This is a genomic window from Paraburkholderia sartisoli (assembly GCF_900107685.1).
Classification (GTDB): Bacteria; Pseudomonadota; Gammaproteobacteria; order Burkholderiales; family Burkholderiaceae; genus Paraburkholderia; species Paraburkholderia sartisoli.
Genome location: NZ_FNRQ01000009.1, coordinates 122,595 through 146,423, shown reverse-complemented (window position 1 = coordinate 146,423; position 23,829 = coordinate 122,595). Strand labels below are relative to the sequence as shown.

General features: G+C 65.7%; 20 protein-coding genes. 8 read left to right on the top strand and 12 right to left on the bottom strand.

Translation table 11 applies throughout. The features are described 5' to 3' along the window. Positions 1 to 361 precede the first annotated feature (361 nt). The 4 genes from aldA (at position 362) to BLV45_RS23410 (ending at position 6,197) form a co-directional block, all read left to right on the top strand. On the top strand, positions 362 to 1,783 hold the full coding sequence (aldA, locus tag BLV45_RS23425) for an aldehyde dehydrogenase (RefSeq protein WP_090537073.1): 1,422 nt from the start codon (positions 362 to 364) through the stop codon (positions 1,781 to 1,783). A gap of 134 nt (positions 1,784 to 1,917) precedes the next feature. Further along, positions 1,918 to 3,273, top strand: a complete 1,356-nt coding sequence (locus BLV45_RS23420; RefSeq protein WP_245753492.1) for an MFS transporter — start codon at positions 1,918 to 1,920, stop codon at positions 3,271 to 3,273. Positions 3,274 to 3,286: 13 nt separating this feature from the next. After that, positions 3,287 to 4,504: a mandelate racemase/muconate lactonizing enzyme family protein gene (locus BLV45_RS23415; protein ID WP_090537069.1), complete on the top strand. Its 1,218-nt coding sequence runs from the start codon at positions 3,287 to 3,289 to the stop codon at positions 4,502 to 4,504. Positions 4,505 to 4,520: 16 nt separating this feature from the next. Next, positions 4,521 to 6,197, top strand: a complete 1,677-nt coding sequence (locus tag BLV45_RS23410; RefSeq protein WP_090537067.1) for a GMC family oxidoreductase — start codon at positions 4,521 to 4,523, stop codon at positions 6,195 to 6,197. Here BLV45_RS23410 and BLV45_RS23405 read toward each other — a convergent pair. The 5 genes from BLV45_RS23405 to BLV45_RS23385 all read right to left on the bottom strand — a co-directional run bounded on the left by BLV45_RS23405 (position 6,170) and on the right by BLV45_RS23385 (position 11,374). After that, positions 6,170 to 7,048: a LysR substrate-binding domain-containing protein gene (locus tag BLV45_RS23405; protein ID WP_090537065.1), complete on the bottom strand. Its 879-nt coding sequence runs from the start codon at positions 7,046 to 7,048 to the stop codon at positions 6,170 to 6,172. The two genes, BLV45_RS23410 and BLV45_RS23405, sit on opposite strands and share 28 nt — an antisense overlap. Positions 7,049 to 7,156: 108 nt before the next feature. Beyond that, positions 7,157 to 8,320: an MFS transporter gene (locus BLV45_RS23400; RefSeq protein ID WP_090537063.1), complete on the bottom strand. Its 1,164-nt coding sequence runs from the start codon at positions 8,318 to 8,320 to the stop codon at positions 7,157 to 7,159. 9 nt (positions 8,321 to 8,329) lie between these two features. Then, positions 8,330 to 9,154: a quaternary amine ABC transporter ATP-binding protein gene (locus BLV45_RS23395; RefSeq protein ID WP_090537061.1), complete on the bottom strand. Its 825-nt coding sequence runs from the start codon at positions 9,152 to 9,154 to the stop codon at positions 8,330 to 8,332. Between the two features lie 108 nt (positions 9,155 to 9,262). Then, the gene (locus tag BLV45_RS23390; RefSeq protein ID WP_090537059.1) at positions 9,263 to 10,228 is read right to left on the bottom strand and encodes an ABC transporter permease; all 966 of its coding nucleotides are present in this window, start codon (positions 10,226 to 10,228) and stop codon (positions 9,263 to 9,265) included. Positions 10,229 to 10,324: 96 nt separating this feature from the next. Then, on the bottom strand, positions 10,325 to 11,374 hold the full coding sequence (locus BLV45_RS23385) for an ABC transporter substrate-binding protein (protein WP_090537057.1): 1,050 nt from the start codon (positions 11,372 to 11,374) through the stop codon (positions 10,325 to 10,327). 299 nt (positions 11,375 to 11,673) lie between these two features. Between BLV45_RS23385 and fae the strand changes: the two genes are divergently transcribed. Genes fae through BLV45_RS23370 form a run of 3 tightly spaced genes read left to right on the top strand, consistent with a single transcriptional unit; the run spans position 11,674 to position 14,695 of the window. Continuing rightward, entirely contained in the window at positions 11,674 to 12,195 is a 522-nt protein-coding gene (gene fae / locus BLV45_RS23380) for a formaldehyde-activating enzyme (RefSeq protein WP_090537055.1), read from the top strand. Positions 12,196 to 12,224: 29 nt separating this feature from the next. Continuing rightward, on the top strand, positions 12,225 to 13,244 hold the full coding sequence (locus BLV45_RS23375; protein ID WP_090537053.1) for an aldo/keto reductase: 1,020 nt from the start codon (positions 12,225 to 12,227) through the stop codon (positions 13,242 to 13,244). Further along, complete coding sequence (locus BLV45_RS23370) at positions 13,241 to 14,695, top strand: NAD-dependent succinate-semialdehyde dehydrogenase (RefSeq protein WP_090537051.1); 1,455 nt, start codon at positions 13,241 to 13,243, stop codon at positions 14,693 to 14,695. The genes BLV45_RS23375 and BLV45_RS23370 overlap by 4 nt, the downstream gene beginning before the upstream one ends. A gap of 169 nt (positions 14,696 to 14,864) precedes the next feature. On the opposite strand, the gene BLV45_RS23365 is transcribed toward BLV45_RS23370, so the two are convergent. The 4 genes from BLV45_RS23365 to BLV45_RS23350 form a co-directional block, all read right to left on the bottom strand. Beyond that, positions 14,865 to 15,815, bottom strand: a complete 951-nt coding sequence (locus BLV45_RS23365; RefSeq protein ID WP_090537049.1) for a LysR substrate-binding domain-containing protein — start codon at positions 15,813 to 15,815, stop codon at positions 14,865 to 14,867. A 79-nt stretch (positions 15,816 to 15,894) separates the two neighbouring features. Then, positions 15,895 to 16,980 carry a porin gene (locus tag BLV45_RS23360; protein ID WP_090537168.1) on the bottom strand — a complete coding sequence of 362 codons (1,086 nt, stop codon included), beginning with the start codon at positions 16,978 to 16,980 and terminating at the stop codon, positions 15,895 to 15,897. Positions 16,981 to 17,111: 131 nt separating this feature from the next. Continuing rightward, positions 17,112 to 18,152: an ABC transporter substrate-binding protein gene (locus tag BLV45_RS23355; RefSeq protein WP_090537047.1), complete on the bottom strand. Its 1,041-nt coding sequence runs from the start codon at positions 18,150 to 18,152 to the stop codon at positions 17,112 to 17,114. A gap of 146 nt (positions 18,153 to 18,298) precedes the next feature. Then, positions 18,299 to 19,429 carry a mandelate racemase/muconate lactonizing enzyme family protein gene (locus BLV45_RS23350; RefSeq protein WP_090537045.1) on the bottom strand — a complete coding sequence of 377 codons (1,131 nt, stop codon included), beginning with the start codon at positions 19,427 to 19,429 and terminating at the stop codon, positions 18,299 to 18,301. Between the two features lie 217 nt (positions 19,430 to 19,646). Here BLV45_RS23350 and ehuR point away from each other — a divergent pair, with 217 nt between their 5' ends. Next, entirely contained in the window at positions 19,647 to 21,092 is a 1,446-nt protein-coding gene (ehuR, locus tag BLV45_RS23345; RefSeq protein ID WP_090537043.1) for a MocR-like ectoine utilization transcription factor EhuR, read from the top strand. Between the two features lie 471 nt (positions 21,093 to 21,563). Here the strand turns inward: ehuR and ehuA are convergent, their stop codons facing one another. The 3 genes from ehuA to ehuC all read right to left on the bottom strand — a co-directional run bounded on the left by ehuA (position 21,564) and on the right by ehuC (position 23,775). Next, on the bottom strand, positions 21,564 to 22,391 hold the full coding sequence (gene ehuA / locus BLV45_RS23340; RefSeq protein ID WP_090537041.1) for an ectoine/hydroxyectoine ABC transporter ATP-binding protein EhuA: 828 nt from the start codon (positions 22,389 to 22,391) through the stop codon (positions 21,564 to 21,566). Positions 22,392 to 22,459: 68 nt separating this feature from the next. After that, positions 22,460 to 23,119: an ectoine/hydroxyectoine ABC transporter permease subunit EhuD gene (gene ehuD / locus BLV45_RS23335; protein WP_090537039.1), complete on the bottom strand. Its 660-nt coding sequence runs from the start codon at positions 23,117 to 23,119 to the stop codon at positions 22,460 to 22,462. After that, positions 23,116 to 23,775 carry an ectoine/hydroxyectoine ABC transporter permease subunit EhuC gene (ehuC, locus tag BLV45_RS23330; RefSeq protein WP_090537037.1) on the bottom strand — a complete coding sequence of 220 codons (660 nt, stop codon included), beginning with the start codon at positions 23,773 to 23,775 and terminating at the stop codon, positions 23,116 to 23,118. The genes ehuD and ehuC overlap by 4 nt, the downstream gene beginning before the upstream one ends. Between the last annotated feature and the right edge of the window lie 54 nt (positions 23,776 to 23,829).

Genomic DNA, 23,829 nt, shown 5'->3' with positions numbered 1-23,829 from the left:
TACAGAGACGATAGTCATATGACACACGGGTGGTCGCTCTCGGTCATTACGCAACGGGCCGCTCATGGCTATGGCGTTGTCGTGCAGCGAGGGCACCCATGTGGCTCAGTCAATCTTCGATCACGGCATCCAGCGCCTCCAGCGTCGGCATGCTTTCCAACGCCGATAAGTGCCTGACACGCTCTGGAAGGATGCAGGCCGGAAAGAATGAACAAATCCAGAGCGCCCACACTCTCCGCGAGACACTTCCCCACCATGCGTTTTCTGCATGCTCGCCTCGACAATTAATCGTTTGTGACGCCTTGCCGCGCACGGGATACTGCCCCCATCCCTCGACGTGGCGACAAATCGGCATCCCATCATGCGATCAGATTACAACTTCATTAACGGGCAGTTTCTTGAAGCGGACGCGCAGCGCATCGCCGTCTACAACCCGGCGAACGCCGAGCTGATCGGCCATGTGAGCGCCGCGAGCGCCGCCGACGTCGTCCGCGCGGTCGAGGCCGCGAAAGAGGCGCAGCGCGCCTGGCGCCGTCTGCCCGCCGCCGGGCGCGGTGCGATCCTGACCCGTTTCGCCGACGCCATCGACGCACGCTCGCCGGTCATCGGTGCGGCGCTGGCCGCCGAGTCCGGCAAGAGCATCGCGGATGCCACTTCCGAAGCCCACTACGCCGCCGAAATCCTGCGCTACCACGCGCAATGGGCGCGCCGTATCGAGGGCGAGGTGATTCAGAGCGACAGCACCAACGAAAACCTGGTCCTGATGCGCGAGCCCATTGGCGTGGCCGCGTGCCTGATTCCGTTCAATTTCCCGATCTACACGCTGCTGCGCAAGATCGCGCCGGCGCTCATCACGGGCAACACCGTGGTCGCGCGCCCGAGCAACAACACGCCGTGCTCGGCGTTCGAAGTGGCGCGCGCGGCCCAGGACGCGAACCTGCCGCCGGGCATCTTCAACGTGCTGGCCATGGACCACGACACCGCCGCCGTGCTATGCACGCATCCGGCCGTCGGCATGATCACGCTCACGGGCAGCGTCGCGGCGGGCCGCAAGGTGCTCGACTACTGCAAGGAAAACATCGCCAGGCCTTCGCTCGAGCTGGGCGGCAAGACCCCGGCGATCGTCGAGGCCGATGCCGATCTCGAAGCCGCCGCCACGGGCATCGTGCGCTCCAGGACAACGCATTGCGGGCAGCTCTGCACGGCCATCGAGCGCGTCTACGTGCAGGCGTCCGTGCATGCGCGCTTCATCGCGTTGCTGCGCGAGAAGATGAGCGCCGTGACCTTCGGCGACCGTTCGGTTGAGGCCTCGCACATGGGGCCGCTCGTCAGCGCGCAGGCGCGTGCCTCGATCCATGCGATGGTCGAGCGCGCCGTGGCCGATGGCGCCGTGATCGAAACCGGTGGCTACGTGCCGGAAGGCGCGGGCCACTTCTACCCGCCCACGCTGCTGAGCCACTGCCGTCAGGACATGGAGATCGTGCAGGAAGAGGTCTTCGGCCCGGTGCTGCCGGTGCTCCCGTACGACACGCTCGACGACGCGCTGCGAATGGCCAACGATCACCAGTTCGGTCTTTCCTCGGTGCTCTATACGGAGCACTATCGCCCGGCCATGCGCGTCGCGAACGAGATCGAGTCGGGCGAGCTCTACGTGAACCGTACGCCGGCCGACCCGTACCAGGGCTACCATGCCGGCTGGAAGCGCTCGGGCCTCGGCGGCGACGACGGCAAGCACGGCATGCTCGAATTCACGCAGACCCGCCTCGTCGTCATGCCGTTCTGATTCTTTGCTTTCCTGATTGATTGTGTTGAAGGGCGTTCACTGCAACGGGCGCTCATTTGAAGAAACGCCAGCCGCTACCTGGGAGTCCGAACGCCGGTCGACCATGCAGGCGAGCTGGCGGTATGGAGACAGTCTTGCAGAAGTCCATCGCGAAGCCCAATGCGCCGGCCGGCTCGCCGCGCGTCGATGATCCATCGCTCACGTCCGCCGCTTCAGGCACGGCGCAGCGCTACGTCCAGTTGCTGCTGCTCGTGCTGGCCGCTGGCGGAATCTATCCTCTGCTCTATCTGCGCCAGGTCTATCAGACCACGATGCTCGATGTCCTGCACATCGACAACGCGCAGCTGGGCTACCTCTATTCGGTGCTCGGCATCGTATTTTTTCTCTCGTACCTGCCGAGTGGCTGGCTCGCCGACCGCGTCGCCCCGCGCCTCCTGATCTGCTTCTCGCTGATCGGCACCGGTGCGCTGGGCCTCGGGTATTCGACCGCGCCGTCGTTCCATGCGCTGCTCGTGATCTTCTGCTGCTGGGGCCTCACCACGGGCCTCACGTTCTGGGCTTCGGTGCTCAAGCGCGTGCGCATGATTGCGGCGCCGAACGAGCAAGGCCGCTTCTTTGGGCTGCTCGACGGCGGGCGAGGGCTGGTCGAGGCGCTGCTCGCGACCGCGGCGCTCGCGCTCTTCGCGGCCGCCACCGGCTCGGGCCGTGGCGAGGCTGTGGGCCTGCGTCACGTGATCTATCTGTATTCCTTCACCTGTATCGCGCTCGGCGCGGTAATGAGTTTTTTCAGGGATCCAGCGCCGGCTCAGGACAATGTCGCCAGCAAGTCGGCCGATGCGGCCGAAGCAGGCGCGCACAGTTCCCTGTGGCGCGACCTCAGGACGCTCGCGTCCATCCCGCAGCTCTGGCTCATGGCAGCCATCGTGTTCTGCGGCTATCAGATCTTCTGGGCGACTTACAGTTTCTCCGCGTATCTCCAGCAGGGCGAGATGCATATGAGCGTAGTGGCCGCGGGTATGGTGACCACGGCAAAGCTCTGGATGCGGCCGATAGGCGGCATCGGCGGCGGCTTTCTCGGCGACCGCTTCTCGAACCTGCGCGTGCTGATCGTCGCGATGTTCCTCGCTGTCGCGGGTCTCGTCGGCCTGATCGTGCTGCCCGCGCTGCGCAATGTCGCGCTGCTCGGCGCGGTCGTGCTGTTCATCGGCCTCATGACCTACGCGATCCGCGGCCTCTACTGGACGCTGCTCGACTATTGCGCGGTCCCGACGCGCATCACGGGCCTCGCGATCGGCCTGGTCTCGCTGATCGGTTACTCGTCGGATATTTTCCTGCCGCTCGTGAATGGCTATTTCACGGAGCACTACGCCGGTATGCCCGGCTATCAGTTCTATTTCGCATACATAGCGGGCATCGGCATGCTCGGCGGCATCGCCGCGCTCGTGCTCAAGCACATGTCTCATGCCTCTCCCGTTTCCCACACTGCCTGAATCTGCCCGAACCATGAAAGTCGTCGCAATGCAAACGCACGTCGTCGCGGTGCCTCCCCCGCACCTCGGCGGTATGTACTGGATCTTCGTCACGCTGCAGACCGATAGCGGCATCGAAGGCGTGGGTGAAATCTACGCCGCCACGTTCCATCCGGACGTGATGGTGCCCGCGATCGAAGACGTCTTCACGCGCTATCTGCTCGATCACGATCCACACCATGTCGAGCGGCTGTTCCGCGAGACGTATTCGAGCGGCTTCACGCAGCGCCCCGACCTTACGATGATGGGCATCGTGAGCGGCCTGGAAATGGCCTGCTGGGACATCGTCGGCAAGGCAGCGGGCAAGCCGGTCTATGAGCTGCTCGGCGGCATGGTGAACGAGCGTCTTCGTTCGTATACCTATCTTTATCCGAAGAACGCGAAGGGCGAGTACGATTACGACGACCCCGATCTCGCCGCCGAATGCGCGGCGGAGAACGTGAAGCGCGGTTTCACCGCGGTCAAGTTCGATCCGGCGGGCCCGTATACGGCCTACTCGGGACATCAGCTCTCGCTCGAAGTGCTCGATCGTTGCGAAACGTTCTGCCGCAAGGTACGCGAAGCCGTGGGCAACAAGGCTGACCTGCTGTTCGGCACGCACGGCCAGATGGTGCCATCCTCGGCGATCCGCCTCGCGAAGCGCCTCGAGAAGTACGATCCGCTCTGGTTCGAGGAGCCCGTGCCCCCGGGGCAGGAAGAGGCCATCGCCAGTGTGGCGAGGCACACGTCGATTCCAGTCGCGACCGGCGAGCGTTTGACCACCAAGTACGAATTCCACAAGCTGCTTCAGGCGGGCGGGGCGTCGATCCTGCAGTTGAACGTCGCGCGCGTGGGTGGCCTGCTCGAGGCGAAGAAAATTGCGACCCTCGCCGAAGTGCACTACGCGCAGATCGCGCCGCATCTCTACAACGGGCCCGTTGGCGCGGCGGCGAGCATCCAGCTTGCGGCCTGCACGCCGAACTTCCTGATTCAGGAAAGCATCGGCACGTGGGACGGCTTCCATGCGGAAGTCCTCAAGCAACCGATCCAGTGGGAAGACGGCTACATCATTCCGTCGAAAGCGCCGGGTCTCGGCATCGAGCTCGACATGGACGTCGTGCGCGCGCACTCGCCCTATACCGGCAAGCGTCTGCATCTGCAGATGGCGAGCGTTCCCGCCGACGTTCGCGATACCTCGCCCGCACGCGGCTAATCCCGGGAGCTAGTACATGAACTACGATTACATCATCGTTGGCGCGGGTTCGGCGGGCTGTATTCTCGCCGCACGGCTCTCGGCCTCGGGCCGCCATTCGGTGCTGCTGCTCGAAGCAGGCGGTCCCGACGACTCGTTCTGGTTCAAAATACCCATCGGCTTCGCCAAGCTGTACTACAACAAGCAGCACAACTGGATGTACTACAGCGAGCCGGAGCCGGAACTGGGCGGGCGTCGGATCTACGCGCCGCGCGGCAAGGTGCAGGGCGGCTCGGGTTCGATCAACGCGATGATCTACGTGCGCGGCGCCCGGCGCGATTACGACGACTGGGCCGCGGCCGGCAATCCGGGCTGGTCGTACGAAGATGTGTTGCCGTATTTCCGCAAGCTCGAATCGCATCCGCTGGGCGACACGACCTGGCACGGCGCGAACGGCCCGGTGCGCATCACGCCGATGAAGGACGGTGCGCATCCGGTTTGCCGGACCTTCGTCGAAGGCTGTACGCAGCTCGGCTATGCGCTCAACGACGACTTCAACGGCGCGCGCCTCGAAGGCGTGGGCATTTACGATGTCAATACGCGCGACGGTAAGCGCGATTCGAGCAGCTTCGCGTATCTGCATCGCGCGGGGCATCGTCCGAATCTCAAGATCGAGCATCATGCCCACGCGACGCGCGTGCTGTTCGACGCCGGTGCCGGCGCGGGTCAACCGCGTGCGACCGGCGTGGAGATCGTGCAGCACGGCGTGAAGCGCACGTTCCATGCGAACCGTGAAGTGATCGTCGCGGCTGGCGCGGTCGATTCGCCGAAGGTGCTCCAGCTCTCGGGCGTGGGTCCGCGCGCGCTGCTCGAGAAGCACGGCATCGACGTGGTGCACGAGCTGCCGGCGGTGGGGCAGAACCTGCAGGACCATCTGTGCGTGAGCTTCTACTACCGCGCGCGCGTGAAGACGCTCAACGACGCGTTTAGAAGCTGGACCGGCAGGCTCAAATTTGGCCTGCAGTATCTGCTGAAGCGTAAGGGACCGTTCTCGATGAGCGTGAACCAGTCGGGCGGTTTCTTCCGCACGAACCCGGACCACGCGCACCCGGACATGCAGGTGTACTTCAATCCGCTTTCGTACCGGATTCCTGATTCGAACCGCGCGCGGCTCACGCCGGAGCCGTACTCGGGATTTCTCGTCTGCTTCAATCCGTGCCGGCCCACGAGTCGCGGCTCGATCGAGATCGCGTCGGCGAACGTGGAAGACGCGCCGAAGATCCATGGCAACTATCTTTCGACGCAAAAGGACCGCGACGAAGCGGTCGCGGGCAGCCGTCTCGTGCGCAAGCTGATGACGGCGCGCGCGCTGCGGGACATCACCGTGGAAGAGGTGACGCCCGCGGGCGAGGTGACCGACGACGCGAGCATGCTCAGGTTCTTCCGCGAGCAGAGCGGCTCGATCTATCACCTGTGCGGCTCCTGCGCGATGGGCCCCGACCCGCGCACGGCGGTGGTGGATGCGCGCCTGCGCGTGCATGGCATCGAGGGCCTGCGCGTGGTGGACGCGTCGATTTTCCCGAACATCACGTCCGGCAATACCAATGCGGCGACGATGATGGTCGCGGAGAAGGGTGCGCAGATGATCATCGAAGACGCCGCGGCTCAAAGCCAGGCCGCCAACGTTCAGCGCGTCGCCGCGATCTCTTCCTGAAGCCACTGCCTGAAAAGCTGGAGCGGTCTGGATGTTTTCTGTTCGGGCCGCACCACGAACCAGTATGACTGGCGTCCGTCCACGTGGACGTCGCGCACCGGCGCGAGCAACCCCTCGGCCAGTTCGCGCCCGATCATGTTGCGGTCCGCCATGGTCACGCCGAGCCCTTCGATGGCGGCGCGGATCGCATGATCGAGCAGGTCGAATTCATAGCCGCCCGAGGTATCCACGTCTTCCATGCGGGCGGCGTCCAGCCAGTGCCGCCACGTGAGATAGCGCTGGTTCCCGGCGGCCAGCACGTGTAGCAGCGTCTGCTGCGTGAGGTCGAGCGGACCGTTCGCGAGCAGCGCGGGCGCGCAGACCGCGATGTGCGATTCGTGCATCAGGAGCGAGCTTTCCAGTCCTTCCCATTCACCGTCGCCGAAACGGATCGCGCAGTCGAGCGCGGTGGAGTCGGCGAGGCTGTCGTGCAGTTGCGTCGTGAGGCTCAGTTCGAGCGAAGGGTGGCGCGCGTGCAGCTTCGTCAGGCGCGGCACGAGCCAGCGCGCCGCGAAGGTGGGCGGCACGTTCACGCGCAGGCGGTTCAGGTCGCTCTTCTGCTGGATCGTGCGCACGGTCAGCTCGATGCGGTCGAACGACTGCTGCAGCGTGCGCAGGAGCGTGCGCCCGGCCTCGGTGAGTTCGAGCCGGTGATGATGGCGCTCGAGCAGCGTCTCGCCTAGCTGCTCCTCGAGCTGGCGCACCTGGCGGCTCACGGCGCTCTGCGTCACGTTCAGCTGCCCGGCGGCGCGGGTAAAGCTGCCGCTCGTGCCTGCCGCCTCGAACGCCTTCAGGGCGTTCAGCGCCGGCATTTTTCGCTTCAAGGTCGTCTCCTCGCGGGCCGCGCCATCGTGAAATGGCGCGGCTCCAAAACGACGGAGTATACCGGCCCGCGAGGCGCCGCGGCGGGTCGTCGCCATTCAGCGGCGCGCGCGAGAGAGCGCCGCGAGCCCGAGCGTCACGGCCAGCGCGAAGACGTAGAGGCCGCCCGGGCCGATCAGGCGCATGAAGAGCGACGCGAGCGTCGGCCCGGCCGCGCCTCCGAGCGAGAAGACGAGCAGCAGCGTGGCGCTTGTTTGCACGCGGCGCGCCTGATCGACATGGTCGTTCACGTCGGAGACGATCACGCCGTAGAGCGTGAAGGTGAGCGCGACGTAGAGGAACAGCAGGGCGTCGACTAAAAGCGGCGCGCGCACGATGGTCAACGCCGCCGCCGCGACTGCGGCGACGAGCGAGACCACGCCGAGCGTGGCGTGCCGCCCAAGATGATCGGAGAGGCGTCCCACGGGCCACTGCGAGAGCAGCGCGCCGATCAGCACGATGCCCATGGCGCGCGAAATGTCGCCGGCCGGAAAGCCGATGCGCGCGAGGTAGACCGGCGTGAGCGCATAGAACGCGCTGGAAAGCAGCCCCGCGCCGATGCAGGCGGGCACGCTGCGCGGCGCGACGCGGTGCAGCTCGCGCAGGCCGTCGAGCAGCAGCGTGGGGCGTTTGGGCGTGGCGAGGGGCGAGGCGCTCACCGTGGCGGCCAGGGGCAGCGGCGCGGTGTGCTGCCAGTCGCCGATCAGCGCCACGGGAATCAGCGCGGCGACAAAGAGGCCGTTCACGAGCGCATGCGCGACGTTGCTGCCGGGCGCGGTCACGCCGAGCAGGAACTGGCCGATGCTCACGCCGAGGTAGGTGAGCACGAGATAGAACGCGAATGCGCGCCCGCGCTGCCCGTTCGGCACGGCGCTGTTGACGCCGCTCTCGATCGAGGTGAACACGCCGACCATGCAGAAACCCGTCACGAGCCGCAGCGCGGCCCAGATGTCGGGTGCGTCAAAGGAAAGATAGCCGAGCGCCGCGAGCGCGGTGAGCGCGCCGAAGCCGATAAACGCGCGCTGCGACCCGATGCGCGCGACGAGCGGACCGAGGCCGAGCGCGCCCGCGATGAAGCCGACGTAGTAGCACGACTGCACGAGGCCGACTTCGAGGGCGGTGTGCCCGGCCTGCAGCATCCGCAGCGAAATCAGCGTGGTGAGCAGGCTGTTGCCGCAGATGAGTATCGTGTAGCCGCCCAGCAGGCCGACGAGCGCCCGCATGCGCGGCGCTTAGTGCGTCGCGCCGCTGCGGCGTTCCACGAAGCGGCGCACGTAGTCGTCGGCGGGGCGGTGCAGGATGTCGTCGGGCGTGCCGCACTGGATCAGGCGGCCGTCGCGCAGAATCGCGATCTGGTTGCCGATGCGCAGCGCCTCGTCGAGGTCGTGCGTGATGAACACGATCGTCTTCTTGAGCGACTGCTGGAGTTCGAGCAGTTGATCCTGCATTTCCGCGCGGATGAGCGGATCGAGCGCCGAGAACGCTTCGTCCATCAGGATCACGTCGGTATTCGCGGCCAGCGCCCGCGCGAGACCCACGCGCTGGCGCATGCCGCCCGAGAGCTCGTCGGGGTAATGGTCGGCGTAGCCCGCGAGGCCCACCTTCTCGAGCCATTCGCGCGCGCTCGCATGCGCGGCGGCCTTTTTCTCGCCGCGCGTGACGAGCGCGTAGGCAGTATTGTTGAGCACCGTCTGGTGCGGCAAGAGGCCGAAGCTCTGGAACACCATGCTCACGCCGTAGCGCCGCAGATTGCGCAGGCCGCCGCCGGAGAGCTTGAGCACGTCGTTGCCGTCGATCAGTATCTCGCCTACCGTCGGCTCGATCAGCCTGTTGAAGTGGCGCACGAGCGTGGATTTGCCCGAGCCCGAGAGCCCCATGATGACGAAGATCTGGCCCGAGCCGATCGACAGGCTCACGTCGTTCAGGCCGACGTTGCAGCGCGTCTTTTCGAGGACCTCGGCCTTGCTCGCGCCGCCGCGCAGCAGCGCCAGCGCGCGCTGGCCCGCGTCGCGCGCGCCGAAAATCTTGTACACGTGTTTGACTTCGATGCCGCTCATGTTCGTTACCTCATTGCGTTTCGGGTTGCGCCGGTTTTTCCTGGTGTTGTCCCGGTCAGTGCCGGCGCTAATGTATCCGCTTTGCGTTCTTCGTGTCGGGCGTGTCCCTTACTTGGCCGGATGGCTGCTCAGGTCGCCCGGCGTGGCCGCGTCAGCGTCATCGTTTTCCTGATCGCGGCCGCGGCGAAACGGAATCCGCGAGGGCTGCTTCTGCCTGCGTGCAAGACCGCGCGTGCGGCGTCCCTGGCCGTAGCCCTGGCTGATGCGATCGATCACGATGGCGAGGATCACGATGGCGATGCCCGCCTGCATGCCCTTGCCGACGTCGAGCGTCTGAATGCCGGCAAGCACGTCTTCACCGAGGCCGCGCGAGCCGATCATCGAGGCGATCACGACCATCGAGAGTGCCATCATCGTGGTCTGGTTGATACCGGCCATGATGCTCGGACGCGCGAGCGGCAGTTGCACGCCGAACAGCAATTGCATGCGCGTGGTGCCGAACGCGCGCGCGGCCTCGACGATCTCGGCGTCCACGTGACGGATGCCGAGATCGGTCAGGCGGATGAGCGGCGGCAGCGCGTACACGACGGTCGCGAGAATCGCGGGCACCTTCCCGAGGCCGAACAGCATCAGCACTGGAATCAGGTAGACGAAGCTCGGCAGCGTCTGCATTACGTCGAGCACAGGCAGGAGCACGCGGCGCAGCGTGCTGCTCGACGCCGCGAGGATGCCGATGGGCACGCCGAGCACCACCGAGATGAGCGTGGCGACCACCATCAGCGCGAAGGTCTGCATGAGCTTGTCCCACAGCCCGAAGCAACCGATCAGCCAGAGCAGGCCGATGAACAGCACAGCCACGCCGATGCGGCGCGATGCGTGCCAGGACAGGAGGCCTACGGCGGCGAGTATGACCAGCGGCGGCGTCGCGCGCAGCAGACCCTCGAGCGGTACCAGCAAATCGCGCAGCATCAGGACGCTGAAGTTGTGGAACGCGTCGCCGTACTGCTGCACGAACGCGGTGACCTGATTGTTGATCCCGTCTGCGATCGACAGGTGAAGAAAGGGAGATGCCATGGTGAGCCTCATTCTGCGAGTGACAGGTAATGCGTGTTGCCTTGCTGCATGAATCGCCGCATGAGTTGCCGCATGCTTGCGATGCGGGCATGCCGTTCAGGTGCCGAGGCTTGCCTGCACGCGCGCGGCGACGTCCGGCGTGACCCATTGCTTCCAGATTTCGGGGTGCTGCTCGAAGAAGCTGTGCGCGACCCTGGAGGCGTCGAGCTTTTTGTCGTGCATCTGCTGGACCATCTGCTCGTCCAGCGAGAGCGGCAGGCTCACTTTCTCGAAGAAAGCCATGGCGCCGGGTTCGGTGTCGTAGAACGGCGTCGACACCGCGATCTTCAGATGCGAGACCTTGAACGCCGAGGCGCACGGGGTGTCCTTCGGGTCGGCGACGGTGTTCCAGCAGGCGTCCGAGTACGGCGCGCCCTGCAGTTGCACGAAGTGGTACTTCGCCATCAGGCCGGCGGGCTGCCAGTAGTAGAAGAGGATAGGCTTGCCGCGCTCGTAGGCCGACGCGATGGCCGCGTCGAGCGCGCCGCCGGTGCCGGGGCGGAAGTTCGTGTAGTCGTCGCCGAGCTTGTAGGCTTTCAGCAACTGGTTGTTGAAGCGCTCGCAGTCCCAGCCGGCGGGGCAGTTGTAGAAGCGGCCCTTGCCGGGCTCCTCGTCGTCGGCGAAGAGGTCCTTGTATTGCGGCAGTTGCGAGATGGAGCGCAGCTGCGGCGCGATGGGCTTGATGCCGCGCTTCGCGTCGCCGTTGATGACGTAATCGGGTACGTACCAGCCCTCCTTGTCGCCGCCGGGGATCAGTTCACCCACGAGCTTCACGTTGCCGTCCTTGAGCGCGCGCGCGACGATCGGGCTGCGGCCCGTCCAGTGCTCGGCCCACACCTGCAGGTCGTTGCTCGCGAGCGCGGTCTCGGTGGCGGCCGTGGCGCCGGGAATGACCTCGGTCTTGCAACCGTAGCCCTTCTCGAGCACCGTGCGGACCATTTCGGTCATCAGCGCGCCGCTTTCCCAGGTGATCTGCGCGAGCTTCACGGTTTTGCCCGACCCGCACCAGCCAGGCGCGGCGAAGCTGCTCGTGGCGGCGCACGTCAGCGCGAGCGCGGCGGCGAAGTGTGTACCCAGGCGCACGCCGGAACGCGTGATACGTTTCATGTCGTCTCCTCCGTTCAGGATGGTCTGCGTGGTCCCTTGCGCCAGGGCGTGGGCCGCGCTTTTCGAATCGATGCGAACAGAGTCTAGCGGCAGAACTTTGGGTTGCGAAGCAACGAATAGTCATCGAAGCATTACCTGATCTCATGGCAATGATTCCGCGTCATGCCCCCATGAGATTTCATAGCTTTTGGACGCCTCTTGCATGTGCTGCAATTCGTCTCGACGCGCAGGCCGCATTGACAAAACATGCTGCGCTGCGCCGCACAACGAGACCGGCACTACAGGAGACGGAGTCAGATATGAAAGCCTTGGAAGTCTATATCGGTGAAGGTTTTGCGGGACCAGGCGTAAACGCTGCCCACATCAACATCATGATCGGCCCGCGCAGCGGCCCGGTGGGGCAGGCGTTCACGAACAGCCTTTCTTCGCCTTCGCAGGGCCACGTGCCTTTCATGGTCGTGGCGCAGCCCAACGTGCCGGTCAAGCCCGCCACGCTCTACGTGAACAAGGCGGATATCGGCGGCGACCTGCACGGCAACGCCACCTGGGGCGCCTCGCAGGCGGCCATCGCGAAGGCAGTGACCGAGGCGATGATCGACGGCACGCTGCCGCCCGAGGCCGCGAACGAGTGGTGCATCGTCACCGCGAACTGGGTGAACTGGTCGTGCGACGACCTCGACGCCGTCTACGAGAACAACTACGTGGCCTGCAAGACCGCGATCCACGCCGCGATGAACGGGCTGCCCAGGCTCGACGACGTCGCGAAGGTCAAGGATCAGATCAGCAATCCGTTCTACACGCCCAAGGCCCAGGCGGCCTGAGCCGTGACTACCGTTATCAGGTGACTACGATGCAATACGTACAACTCGGCCGCTCGGGCCTGAAAGTGTCACGCCTGTGCCTCGGCACGATGAACATGGGCACGCCCGACTGGAAGCCGTGGATCTACAACGAAGAACAGAGCGAGCCGATCGTGCGCCGCGCACTCGAAGCGGGCGTGAACTTCATCGACCTCGCGGACTTCTACTCGACTGGCGTGGGCGAGGAAGTGGTCGGCCGCATTGTGCGCCGCCTCGCGAGGCGCGACGAGCTCGTGCTCACGACCAAGGTGGGCTATCCGGTCGGCAATGGCGTCAATAACCAGGGCCATTCGCGCAAGCACATCATGGACGGCATCGACGGCTCGCTGCGCCGCCTGCAGACCGATTACGTCGATGTCTACATGCTCCACTACTTCGACGTGAACACGCCCGTCGAGGAAACCATGGACGCGCTCAACGACATCGTGCGCGCGGGCAAGGCGCGCTATATCGGCGTCTCGACCATGTTCACGTGGCAGTTCGCGAAGATCCTGCAGGCGTGCGAGCGCTATAACTTCGCGCGCCCGATCAACATGCAGCTCCAGCTCAACTGCGCGTACCGCGAGGAAGAGCGCGAGATGATTCCATTCTGCCGGGATCAGGGCGTTGGCGTCTCGGTGTTCAGCCCGCTCGCACGCGGCCTGCTCTCCGGTGACGCGAAGTCGGTGCGCAACCAGACCGACTTCTTCACCGTGCAGATGTACGACGACGAAGCCTCGCACAACATCGCGCGCTCGGTGGCTGAAGTCGCGGATGCGCGCGGCGTCTCGTGCGCGCAGATCGCGCAGGCGTGGGTGCTGAGCCGCCCGGGCGTGGCGTCGATGCTGGTGGGCGCCGACACCGTCGCGCAGTTCGAAAGCGCGCTTGCGGCGCTCGACACGCAGCTCGACGCCGACGAGCTTTACGAGCTCGACCGCAACTACACGCCGTGCGACTTGATCAACGACTACGTGACGACGCGCATTCCGCGCGTGTCGCGCGCGGCGCGCCGTCTGGAGATCGCAGCATGATCGACGCTCTTGCCGAAACGCGCCTCTGGCGCACGTCGAGCTTCATCGACGGCGAATGGGTCGCGAACGACGCGACCTACACGGTGTTCGATCCCGCCAGTGGCGCGGCGCTGGCGGAAGTCTCGCGCGCCGGCGCGCGCGAGACGCTGCAGGCCGTGGCTGCGGCGACGCAGGCGTTCCCCGCATGGCGCGACGCCACGGCGGCCGAGCGCGGCGTCAAGGTGCGCCGCTGGGGCGAGCTGATGCTCGCGCATCGCGAGGACCTCGCGCGCATCATGACCGCGGAGCAGGGCAAGCCGTATGCCGAGTCGCTGGGCGAGGTGGCCTATGCGGCGAGCTTTCTCACCTGGTTTGCGGAAGAGGCACGGCGCGCTTACGGCGACGTGATCCCCGCGCCGAAGAAGGGTTCGCGCATCGTCGTGACGAAGGAGCCGGTGGGCGTGGTCGGCGCGATCACGCCGTGGAATTTCCCGCTCGCGATGGTCACGCGCAAGGCGGGACCGGCGCTGGCGGCGGGCTGCACGATGGTGCTCAAGCCTTCCGAGGAAACGCCGCTTTCGGCATTCGCGCTCGCTGTGCTGGCCGCGGAGGCGGGCATTCCGCGCGGCGTGTTCAACGTGGTCTCGGGCGACGCGCCGGCGATCGGCGACACGCTGATGGCATCGAAGGCCGTGCGCAAGATCTCGTTCACGGGATCGACGCGCGTGGGCAAGCTGCTCATGCGCGCCGCCGCGGACAGCGTCAAGAAGGTCTCGCTCGAGCTGGGCGGCAATGCGCCGTTCATCGTGTTCGACGACGCCGATCTCGACGCAGCCGTGGAAGGCGCGATGGCCTCGAAGTTCCGCAACACGGGGCAGACCTGCGTGTGCGTGAACCGCTTTTACGTGCAGTCGGGCGTGCATGATGCGTTCGTCGGGAAGCTTGCGGCGGCGGTGCGCGCGCTGCGCGTGGCGAACGGCATGGAGCCGGGCGCGACGCAAGGGCCGCTCATCAACAACGCCGCGCTGCGCAAGGTCGAAGCGCACGTGAGCGATGCCAGGGAGAAGGGTGGCGCGATCGTGTGCGGCGGCCAGAGGCACGCGCTTGGCGGCACGTTCTATGAGCCGACCATCATCACCGGCGCGCACGGCGGCATGATGCTCGCTCACGAGGAAACCTTCGGGCCGGTGGCCGCGGTGTTCCGCTTCGATACCGAGCAGGAAGCCATTCAGGCGGCGAACGACACCGAGTTCGGCCTTTCCGCGTACTTCTACGCGCGCGATATCGGTCGCGTGTGGCGCGTCGCGGGTGCGCTGGAAAGCGGTATGGTCGGCATCAACGAAGGCATCATCTCGACGGAAGTCGCGCCGTTCGGCGGCGTGAAGGAGTCGGGGCTCGGGCGCGAAGGGTCGAAGTACGGGCTCGACGAGTACCTCGAGACGAAGTACATGATGATGGGTGGGCTGGGTTGATCTGTCTGAGCCGCTCGCGGCGTTTGCCACGCATGCGAGCGGATATCAGATAGCGGCGGCTACGGCATGGGCATCGTCGGGGTCGGGCCGATGGACTCTGTCGAGAAGCTGGATCAGTTTCGCGGTTTTAAATCGAAATCGTCGAAACAGCGAATCCTTGAGCCCTGGCTTACCGGGCGGGCGAAACGGGAGCGGAGTGACCTTTCCCGTCTGAAGCACCCACCGCATGATGCTCGACCAGCCAGTCACTAAAATTGCGCACACGCACTGTCTCCTGGACTTCGGGCCGCACGTCGAGCCAATAGCCCGCGGGCCCATCCACTTCGACCTCGCTCAACTGCACGAGCATGCCGCTCGCCAGTTCCTGCTCGATCATGTGCCGGTCCGCGACCGCGATGCCTAGTCCGGCCACGGCCGCGTGAATGACCTGATCGAGCGTGCTGAACTCCAGCTCGCCGCGCGGCGCCATCTCCACGTCGAGCCGGGCGGCTTCGAGCCACGCCTCCCACACCAGCAACCGGCGGTCGATATCGAGGATATAGAGCCACCGGTGCTGCGCCAGAATCGCACGCAGCGCGTCTTCATCCGCGGGTGGACCGTCGAACTCGCGCGCCGAGCCCACGAGCACATGGCGCTCGCGCATCAGAAACGTGCTCTGTCCGCCCGGCAGCGGCTCCATGCCGAAGCGGAGCTGGCAGTCCTCGTTACGCTCGCTGCCGTGCAGCGGGCCGTATTCGTTCGTGATGGAGATGCGCAGGTCCGGATGGCGCGCCTGGAAATCGCGCAGGCGCGGCGTGAGCCAGCGCGTGGCGAGCGTCGGCGCGGCGTTGAGGGTGAGGAGGCTGTTCGACGGATCGGCGCGGATCGTGTCGAGCGTATGGGCGATGCTGTCGAACGCGGCCTGCAGCGTGGGCAGCAGGCGCTTGCCCGCCGGGGTGATTTCGAGCCGGTGATGGTGCCGCATGAAAAGCGGCGTGCCGAGATAGTCTTCAAGGAGCCGGATCTGGCGGCTGATCGCGCCTTGCGTGACGTGCAGATTCTGCGCCGCTTTCGTGAAGCTGAGGGTTCGGCTGGCTTCTTCGAAAGAGCGCAGGGCCGAAAGGGAAGGGAGGCGGCGCATGCTGGAACCTCTTGACGCGAAAAGGACGCCGGCCTGCGCCGGCGCCCAGACAGTACGACAGCGAGCGTACGACAGTGAGTTAGAACACGTGCGTGATGCCCACGCGGCTGACGACCTGATTCGGCGTGCTCGACGGGTTGAAGCCCGTGATCTGCGCATTTTCAGCCGAACCCGCCGCGTGCTGGTACGAACCCATCGCGTAGACGGAGGTGCGCTTCGAGAGCGCGTACTGCGCGATCAGGTTGACCTGATGATACTTCGGCGCCTGGTCGGTTGCGTGATCGAGGCCGTCCGTGAAGGTATAGCCGGCGCCCACGGTGACCGCTGGCGTGACCGCGTAGGTACCCGAAAGCTCGTAGTTCTGGAAGTGCAGGTCGTGACTGCCGTTGCCCGACGAGAAGTCCACGTTCGTGTAGTTGAACATCATCTTCAGGCTGCCGAGCGCCCAGGACCCTCCCGCGGACAGAATGCCCTGATAGCGCGCGTTGGCGAGCGCATTCCCGTAAATGACGTTGACGAAGCCGCCGCCGCTGCCGTAACCGGCGACCGCCGCGACCGGATCGTTCACGCGCAGGTAGCCCACGCCCGCGCTGAACGATCCGAGCGTCCAGGCGGCCGCCGCGCTGTACGAGGCGTTGTTCGAGAACTGGCCGGCCTGGCCGCCGGGCGAGTAGTGGCCTTCGAACTGGAAGCCCGCAATGGTCGGGCTGATGTACTTGACGGCGTTGTTGACCGAGAACCCGTTGTCCATGTTGTCCATGTCGTTCGGGTGCGAGAAGTACCAGCCGCCGAAGTTGCCGTTGAGCGAGTACGGTTCGATCAGGTCGACGGTGGCATCCCACTGCTTGCCGAACGTGACCTGGCCGTACTGCCCTGACTTGAGGCCCACGTAGGCGTTGCGCGAGAAGCCGCTGCCCGTGCCTGTCGCCGCGTTGAAGCCGCTTTCGAGGCGGAAGATCGTCGAAAGGCCGCCGCCCAGGTCTTCGGAGCCGCGCAGGCCCCAGCGGCTGCCCGCCGGCACGCCGCTCTGCATCTGGAAGAGGTGTCCGCCGCTGCCCGGCACGAGGTTGCCGTTGGCGCCGTTCACCACGTTGCTGGCGTAGTCGATCCCCAGGTCGACGATACCGTACAGCGTCACGCTGCCTTGTGCGTGGGCACCCGCCATGGCGAGCGCGAGCGGCAGCGCCGCAATGATTTTCTTCTTCACTTCGAGTCTCCTAACTTGTGTGGGGGCCGCAAGTCGCGGCCCAGCTTTCTGGTTTGCAGGTTTGTCAGTGTGTCAGCCAGAGATCCTGATCACGCGCCGAGCGACTTCTGCACCTTCGCCGCGACGTCCGCCGGCACCCATGTCTTCCACATCTCCGGGTGCGCCTTGAGGAACTTGAGCGCTTCGGACTGCGCGTCGACCTTGTGTTCGGTCATGTCGAGGATCGTCGTGTTCAGGAAGTCGATCGGGAAGTTCACCTTCGAGAAGAACGCCATCACGTCGGGCTCGGCCTGATAGAAGGGCGTGGAGACACCGATCTTCAGATGCGAGACGAGGTAGGACGACGCGCACTGGTTCGTGCTGTTCTCTTCGCGCAGCGTCTTCCAGCAGGCTTCGTTGAACGGCGGCATCTTCAGCTGGACGAACTTGTACTTCGCCATCAGGGCTGCCGGCTCCCAGTAGTACGTGAGAATCGGCTTGCCGCGCTCATACGCCGACGAGATCGCCGCGTCGAGCGCCGCGCCCGTGCCGGGGCGGAAGTTCGTATAGGTGTCGTCGAGCTTGAGCAGCTTCAGGAGGCGCGAGTTCACGCGCTCGCAGTCCCAACCCGACGGGCAGTTCAGGAAGCGGCCGCGATCCGGTTCCTCGTCGTCGGTGAAGAGCGCCTTGTACCTGGGCAGGTCGCTCACCGATTGCAGGTCCGGCGCCATCGGCTTGATGCCGCGTTTCGGGTCGCCGTGCACCACGTAGTCGGGCACGTACCAGCCTTCCTTCGTGCCGCCCGGCAGCGTGTCGCCCACCAGCTTCACCGAGCCCGCCTTCACCGCGCCCGCGATGATCTCCGAGCGGCCCGTCCATTGCTCGGACCAGATCTGCAGGTCGTTGCGCGAGAGCGCCGTTTCCGTGGCCGCCGTGCTGCCGGGGACGGTGTCGGTCTGGCAGCCATAGCCGTTCTTGACGATGTAGCGCAGCACTTCGGCCGTAAAGTTGCCGCTTTCCCATGTCACGCCCGCGAAGCGCACCGGCTTGCCCTGGCTGCACCAGGTGCCGGCGGCGTGCGCGGGAAGCGCGGCTACCGCAAGCGGCGCGGCGAGGCAGGCCGCGCGAATCAGGGAGGTAATCCGTTTCATTGCATGTCTCCTTGTATTTGTAATGCATTCGGAATGCTTCGTTATGGTCCGGTCATGCCGTGCTGTGGCACTGCCGGTGTGGGGCCGTCCGCGCATGCGCTGACGTGTGCGGCGACCCGGGATGATCCGGTCTGCCTGTGTTTTCCTCAGTCGTAGCGGCTGTCGGTTGCGCGCGTCGCGGCGAGCACGGCTTCGTCCAGTTCGATGCCGAGGCCTGGCGCGTTGCCGAGCTCGATCCAGCCCTGGGCGTCGGTCTCGATCGTGCGCGTGAGCGGGAAGTCGCGCCGCGCCGTCGTCCATTCGGGCGGATCGTATGGAAACTCGACGAACGGCGCGTGCGCCGCGCCTGCCACCATATGCAGATTCGCCGCGAGGCCGATGCCGTTGCCCCACGTGTGCGGCGTGAACACCTTGCCGTTCGCCTCGATCTGCGCCGCGAGACGCCGCGTGCCTTCCATGCCGAGCGTGCAGACGACGTCGGGTTGATATACGTCGAAACATTCGTGCGCGAGCAGCGTTGCGAACTCGTGGGCTTCGCGCGTCATTTCGCCGCCCGCGATGAGCACACCGGTCTGTTTGCGCAGCCACGCGAGGCCCGTGTAGTCGCCGCGATGCAGCGGCTCCTCCACCCAGTACACGCGATAGCGCTCGATCTGACGGATCACGGCGAGCGCCTCTTCGGCGCGCCACGGCGCCTGGGTGTCCCAGGGCATGCGCCAGCCCTGGTTGCAGTCCACCATCAGCTCGATCCCGTCGCCGGCCGCTTCGCGCACGGCAGCGAGCGCGGCGAGATCGTCGGCGAGGCTGGCGCGGCCAAAGCGCACCTTGAGCGCCGGAAAGCCGCGCGCGACCGCATGCCCGGCCCAGCGCGCCATGCCGTCCAGCGTGCGGTGCATGCCCGACGATGCATACGCCCGCACGCGGCTCGAACGTCCACCTGCCATCTGCCAGCACGGCTGGCCGAGGATCTTGCCGGCCAGGTCCCAGAGCGCGACGTCGAGCGGCCAGAGGCGGCCCGCGTGGAAGCTCAGGTTGTCGAGGATGGCGGAGTGGCGGGCGAGGTCGAGCGGATCGGTGCCGATGAAGAGATCGCGGTAGTCGTCGAGACCGTACATGGCGTCGCCGGAGCCGATGCCGACGCGTCCTTCGGTGTCCTCGACACGCACGATCGTTGCGGGAAAGGCGCGGCGAGGCCGGCTGTCCCAGGATGCCGGAAAGGGCGGGTCGAGCGGCAGGCGGTGCTGGCTGACCGTGATGCGTGCAATGCGGTTTGTCATGGCGCGTGGTGCGCCGCCGGATGCGCAAAAAAACGGGCGCGGGCGGCGATTGTCTCCTTGGCCTGTGCAGGCGTTACGGCATCCTAGAGGGCCAATTCATGGCACTCAATGAAGTCAATTGAAGTAAATGACAGCCTTCATTTCCGCGAATTGGGCGCGATAATGACGCAGCCTGCCGCGCAGGAATGCGGCACGCGTCGACCCTCGGGAAAACACCATGAACGGCTGGCTGCCCACCTTGCCTCGTAGCAACGAACCGAAATACCGCGCGATTGCCTACGCGTACGCGCAGGCCATCAATGGCGGCCAGATGCTGCCTGGCGAGAAGCTGCCCGCGCATCGGCTGCTCGCGAAGAAACTCAACGTGACGACCGGGACCATCAGCCGCGCCTATGCGGAGCTGGAGCGCTGCGGCATGGTGGTGGCGCGCGTGGGCGACGGCACCTATGTGGCGGAGCCGGACGCCGACGGCGCGCGCCTGCCCACGCGCACCCGGCAGGCGCCGGAGCTGACCGAGCCGGTGGCGACGATGATGGGCGCTCCGGCGGCATCCGCCACGGCGCCCACGTTCGATCTCGGCCAGAACGTGCCGATGCAGACCGACGAAGCGCCGCTGCTCACGCAGACGCTGCGCGAGCTGGCCGCCGATGAGCGTCTGGCCGGCGAACTCCTGCTCTATCAGCCGGAGGGCGGTCGCCGCTCGCATCGCGAGGCGGGCGCGCGCTGGCTCGCGCGCATGGGATGCGCGGTGCCTGCGGAGCGCGTGCTGGTCACCCAGGGCGCGCAGCACGGGCTCGCTTGTGTGTTGCGCGCGGTGCTGCGCCCGGGTGACACGCTCTTTGCGGAGGCGCTGAGCTACCCGGGCATCGTCGCGCTTGCGCGGCAGCTGCGGCTCAATCTCGTGGGCATCGAAATCGACGAGGAGGGCATCGTGCCCGCCGCGCTCGAGCGCGCGTGCGGGCTGCTCGCGCCGCGCGCGCTCTTCTGCGTGCCGACGCTGCACAATCCGACCACGGCGACCTTGTCCGACGCGCGGCGCGCGGAGATTGCCGCGATTGCGGTGCGTCATCACCTCGTCGTGATTGAAGACCTCGTACCTGCGGCGCTGCTCGATGCGCCACCCACGCCGCTGGCTGCGCGGCTGCCCGAGCACGGCATTGCCATCAGCAGTCTTTCGAAGGCGGTCGCGCCCGGGTTGCGCATTGGCTACGTGCAGGCGCCGCAGGACTGGGTCGGCAAGATCCTCGCGGTGATTCGCAACGACTGCTGGATGACCTCGCCACTCTGTGCGGAGATTGCGGCGCGCTGGATCGTGAACGGCGATATCGACCGGCTGGTCGCGCAGCAGCGCGCGCAGGTGGACGTGCGTCACGCGATTGCCGCCGAGGTGCTGGCGGGCTGGACGTATCGCACGGATCCCGCGAGCCCGCATCTGTGGCTGCCGCTCGCGGAGCCGTGGCGCGCCGCGGAGTTCGCCGCGGCGCTGCGGCAGGCGGGCGTGCTGCTGAAAACGGCGGACAGTTTCGTGATCGGGCGCGGCTCCGCGCCACATGCGGTGCGTCTGAGTCTGGGTGGCGCGCGCAGTCACGAGGCGTTGCGCGAGGCGCTGGAGTTGCTCGCGCGCACGCTGCGAAATGGGCCGGAGGGGCCTTATTCGGCGTGAACTGTCGGCAGGAGTGGCGACCGGCGGAAGTGCGGGATGCGATTGTCGACAGTGCGCTACAACTCGGAGCAGACCCAAAGGTTTTGCTGGATCTGCAGATGCATGCGCGTGCAGTGCTCGCCGACACCCCGGTGATCTATGTTCGGCGGGCGGAGCGGGACCCGTCGGGTTTCGCGTTGCAACGCGTCTTGATTGCCAGACGATCACCCCGGATTGTCGACGATGGCCGACTTCATTTGCCGCCAGCCCGAAACGGGGAAGATCGAGGCGGTGCAGGTTTCAGGAAGAAGACCTGGCAGGCAAAGTCAGGTCACGACATCGAGGAAAACGAGGGATGTAAGTTTCGGCCTTGTCGGGGTCGCCTGCGCGCATCCCAGGCACGTGACGCATTGCGTCAGTCCAGCTCATGCTGCCTAGGGGCGATCTGCGCCGCGTCTGCTGACGGATTAACGTACGGCACGGGTGAAAATCTCAAATGGCTTCCTTCACTGCCCGCAAGAACTGCTGCGTCCGTTCATGCTGGGGCGAGGCGAAGAACTGTTGCGGCGGACCCTGCTCAATGATCTTGCCCTCGGAGAAAAAGCACACACGGTCCGCGAATTCACGCGCGAAGCCCATCTGGTGCGTGACCATCAGCATCGTCAGATCGTGCTCGCTGCCGAGGCGCCGGATCACGTTCAGCACTTCGCCGCATAGTTCAGGATCGAGCGCCGACGTCACTTCGTCGAATAGCATCACCTTCGGCCGCATCGCCAGTGCGCGTGCAATGGCCACGCGCTGTTGCTGGCCGCCGGATAGCTGCGACGGATAGTGATTGCATTTGTCCTCGAGGCCGACCAGCGCGAGCAGTTCGCGCGCGCGTTCGGTGGCTTCCTTGCGCGAGAGCCCCAGCACCTGAATCGGCGCTTCGATCGTGTTGGCGAGCGCGGTCATGTGCGGAAACAGGTTGAAGCTCTGAAACACCATGCCGATCTTGCTGCGCACGCGCCGCAGATGCCTGAGCGAAGCCGGTACCAGCACGCCGTTCTTATGCATGTGCATGAGCGGTTCGCCGTCCACTTCGATCATGCCGTCGGTCAGCGGATCGAGGGTCATCAGCACGCGCAACAGGGTCGACTTGCCCGAACCGCTCGGGCCGATGATCGCCACTTTCTCACCGCGGCCAATTTCCAGGTCGAGTTCGTCGAGTACCGTCAGCGCGCCGTAGCGCTTCGTCACGCCGGAAAAGCGCACCATCGGTGCTTCGCCTGCCGTGCCGGCCCGCGGCCCCAGCATGGTGGCGGGATCGCCTCGTTTCATCTGTTTCTCCACGGACAGGTCCCGCTGTGAAGGGATAGGGGCAAGGGTGTTGAGGTCGGTCTTCGTTGTCACGGCAACCTCAACCCGGTTTCGAGCCGGCGCACGAGGTGCGCGAAGGTCACGCTGATCAGCAGGAAGAAGATGCCCGCCAGCGTGATCGGTTCGAGATAGCGAAACGTTTCGGAACCGATGTTCTTGGCCTGCTGCATCAGTTCGACCACGGTGATCGCGGATAGCACCGGCGTGTCCTTGAACATCGCCACCAGATAATTGCCGAGCGCCGGAATCACCTGGCGAATCGCCTGCGGCAGGATCACGCCGCTATACGTGCGCCACGGCGAGAGCGACAGCGCGCACGCCGCTTCCCACTGGCCGCGCGCCACGCCGTTCAGGCCGGCGCGATACACCTCGGAGGTGTAGCACGCATAGTGCAGCGCGATACCGACCGTGCCCGCCGTCAGCGCGGACATCGTGATGCCGTACACGGGCAGCACGTAGAACAGCACGTAGACCTGGATGAGCAGCGGCGTGCTGCGGATGAACTCGACGACAAAACCCGTCGTGCGCGAAACCGCCTTGACCGGGCTGCGCCGCAGCACCGCGAGCACGAGTCCGAGCACCAGCGCGATGGCAAAGCCGATCAACGTGATGAGGATCGTGTACATCGACGCGCGCAGCAGGGCGGGCAGAATCCGCGCCGCGTAATGAAGGTCGAAGAAGCCGTTCATCGCACGGCCCTCTGATTGATCCCATGACTCACGCGACGCTCGAAATGCCGCATCAACGCGACGAGAATCTGCGCGAGCACGAAGTAGATGACCAGCGTGAGGGCGAAAATCTGTGCGGTCTTGAAGGTGGCCTCGTCGAGTTGCCGGGCGCGAAACGTCAGGTCCGACAGCGTGATCAGCGATACCAGCGAGGTGCCCTTGAGCAGTTCGATCATCAGATTGGTGGCGGGCGGCAACGCGTTGATCATGGCTTGCGGCAGGATGATGCGGCGCATCCGGGTGAGCGGCGACAGATTGAGCGCGAGCGCCGCCTCGAACTGGGCGCCCGGCACCGAGCGCAGCGCGCCGCGCAGGATTTCCGAGCCGTACGCACCATAGTGCAAACCCAGCCCGACGATCGCGACGGTAAACGGCGTCATCTCGATCCGGAACGGCGGCAGGGGCAGCACGAAGAAAAACCAGAACAGTTGCACGAGCAACGAGGTGCCGCGAAAGATCTCGACATAGGCGTTGCCGAGCCAGCGCAGCGGCGCCCACGGTGCAAGCTTCGCGGCCGTGGCGACGAACGCCATGACGACGGCGGGAACGGTGCTGCACGCGGCGATCCCGATCGTGACGAGCGTGCCCTGGAGCAGCAGGGGAAACAGTTCGCGCATGGCGGTTCCTCGCTTGCATGACGGCGCGCGGCTGCGCGTGCCTTAAGCTTCATG

Coding starts and splice junctions, on each gene's coding strand:
- aldA (WP_090537073.1), top strand. CDS start 362: ATGCGATCAGATTACAACTTCATTAACGGGCAGTTTCTTGAAGCGGAC.
- BLV45_RS23415 (WP_090537069.1), top strand. CDS start 3,287: ATGAAAGTCGTCGCAATGCAAACGCACGTCGTCGCGGTGCCTCCCCCG.
- BLV45_RS23410 (WP_090537067.1), top strand. CDS start 4,521: ATGAACTACGATTACATCATCGTTGGCGCGGGTTCGGCGGGCTGTATT.
- BLV45_RS23405 (WP_090537065.1), bottom strand. CDS start 7,048: ATGCCGGCGCTGAACGCCCTGAAGGCGTTCGAGGCGGCAGGCACGAGC.
- BLV45_RS23400 (WP_090537063.1), bottom strand. CDS start 8,320: ATGCGGGCGCTCGTCGGCCTGCTGGGCGGCTACACGATACTCATCTGC.
- BLV45_RS23395 (WP_090537061.1), bottom strand. CDS start 9,154: ATGAGCGGCATCGAAGTCAAACACGTGTACAAGATTTTCGGCGCGCGC.
- BLV45_RS23390 (WP_090537059.1), bottom strand. CDS start 10,228: ATGGCATCTCCCTTTCTTCACCTGTCGATCGCAGACGGGATCAACAAT.
- BLV45_RS23385 (WP_090537057.1), bottom strand. CDS start 11,374: ATGAAACGTATCACGCGTTCCGGCGTGCGCCTGGGTACACACTTCGCC.
- fae (WP_090537055.1), top strand. CDS start 11,674: ATGAAAGCCTTGGAAGTCTATATCGGTGAAGGTTTTGCGGGACCAGGC.
- BLV45_RS23375 (WP_090537053.1), top strand. CDS start 12,225: ATGCAATACGTACAACTCGGCCGCTCGGGCCTGAAAGTGTCACGCCTG.
- BLV45_RS23370 (WP_090537051.1), top strand. CDS start 13,241: ATGATCGACGCTCTTGCCGAAACGCGCCTCTGGCGCACGTCGAGCTTC.
- BLV45_RS23365 (WP_090537049.1), bottom strand. CDS start 15,815: ATGCGCCGCCTCCCTTCCCTTTCGGCCCTGCGCTCTTTCGAAGAAGCC.
- BLV45_RS23360 (WP_090537168.1), bottom strand. CDS start 16,980: ATGGCGGGTGCCCACGCACAAGGCAGCGTGACGCTGTACGGTATCGTC.
- BLV45_RS23355 (WP_090537047.1), bottom strand. CDS start 18,152: ATGAAACGGATTACCTCCCTGATTCGCGCGGCCTGCCTCGCCGCGCCG.
- BLV45_RS23350 (WP_090537045.1), bottom strand. CDS start 19,429: ATGACAAACCGCATTGCACGCATCACGGTCAGCCAGCACCGCCTGCCG.
- ehuR (WP_090537043.1), top strand. CDS start 19,647: ATGAACGGCTGGCTGCCCACCTTGCCTCGTAGCAACGAACCGAAATAC.
- ehuA (WP_090537041.1), bottom strand. CDS start 22,391: ATGAAACGAGGCGATCCCGCCACCATGCTGGGGCCGCGGGCCGGCACG.
- ehuD (WP_090537039.1), bottom strand. CDS start 23,119: ATGAACGGCTTCTTCGACCTTCATTACGCGGCGCGGATTCTGCCCGCC.
- ehuC (WP_090537037.1), bottom strand. CDS start 23,775: ATGCGCGAACTGTTTCCCCTGCTGCTCCAGGGCACGCTCGTCACGATC.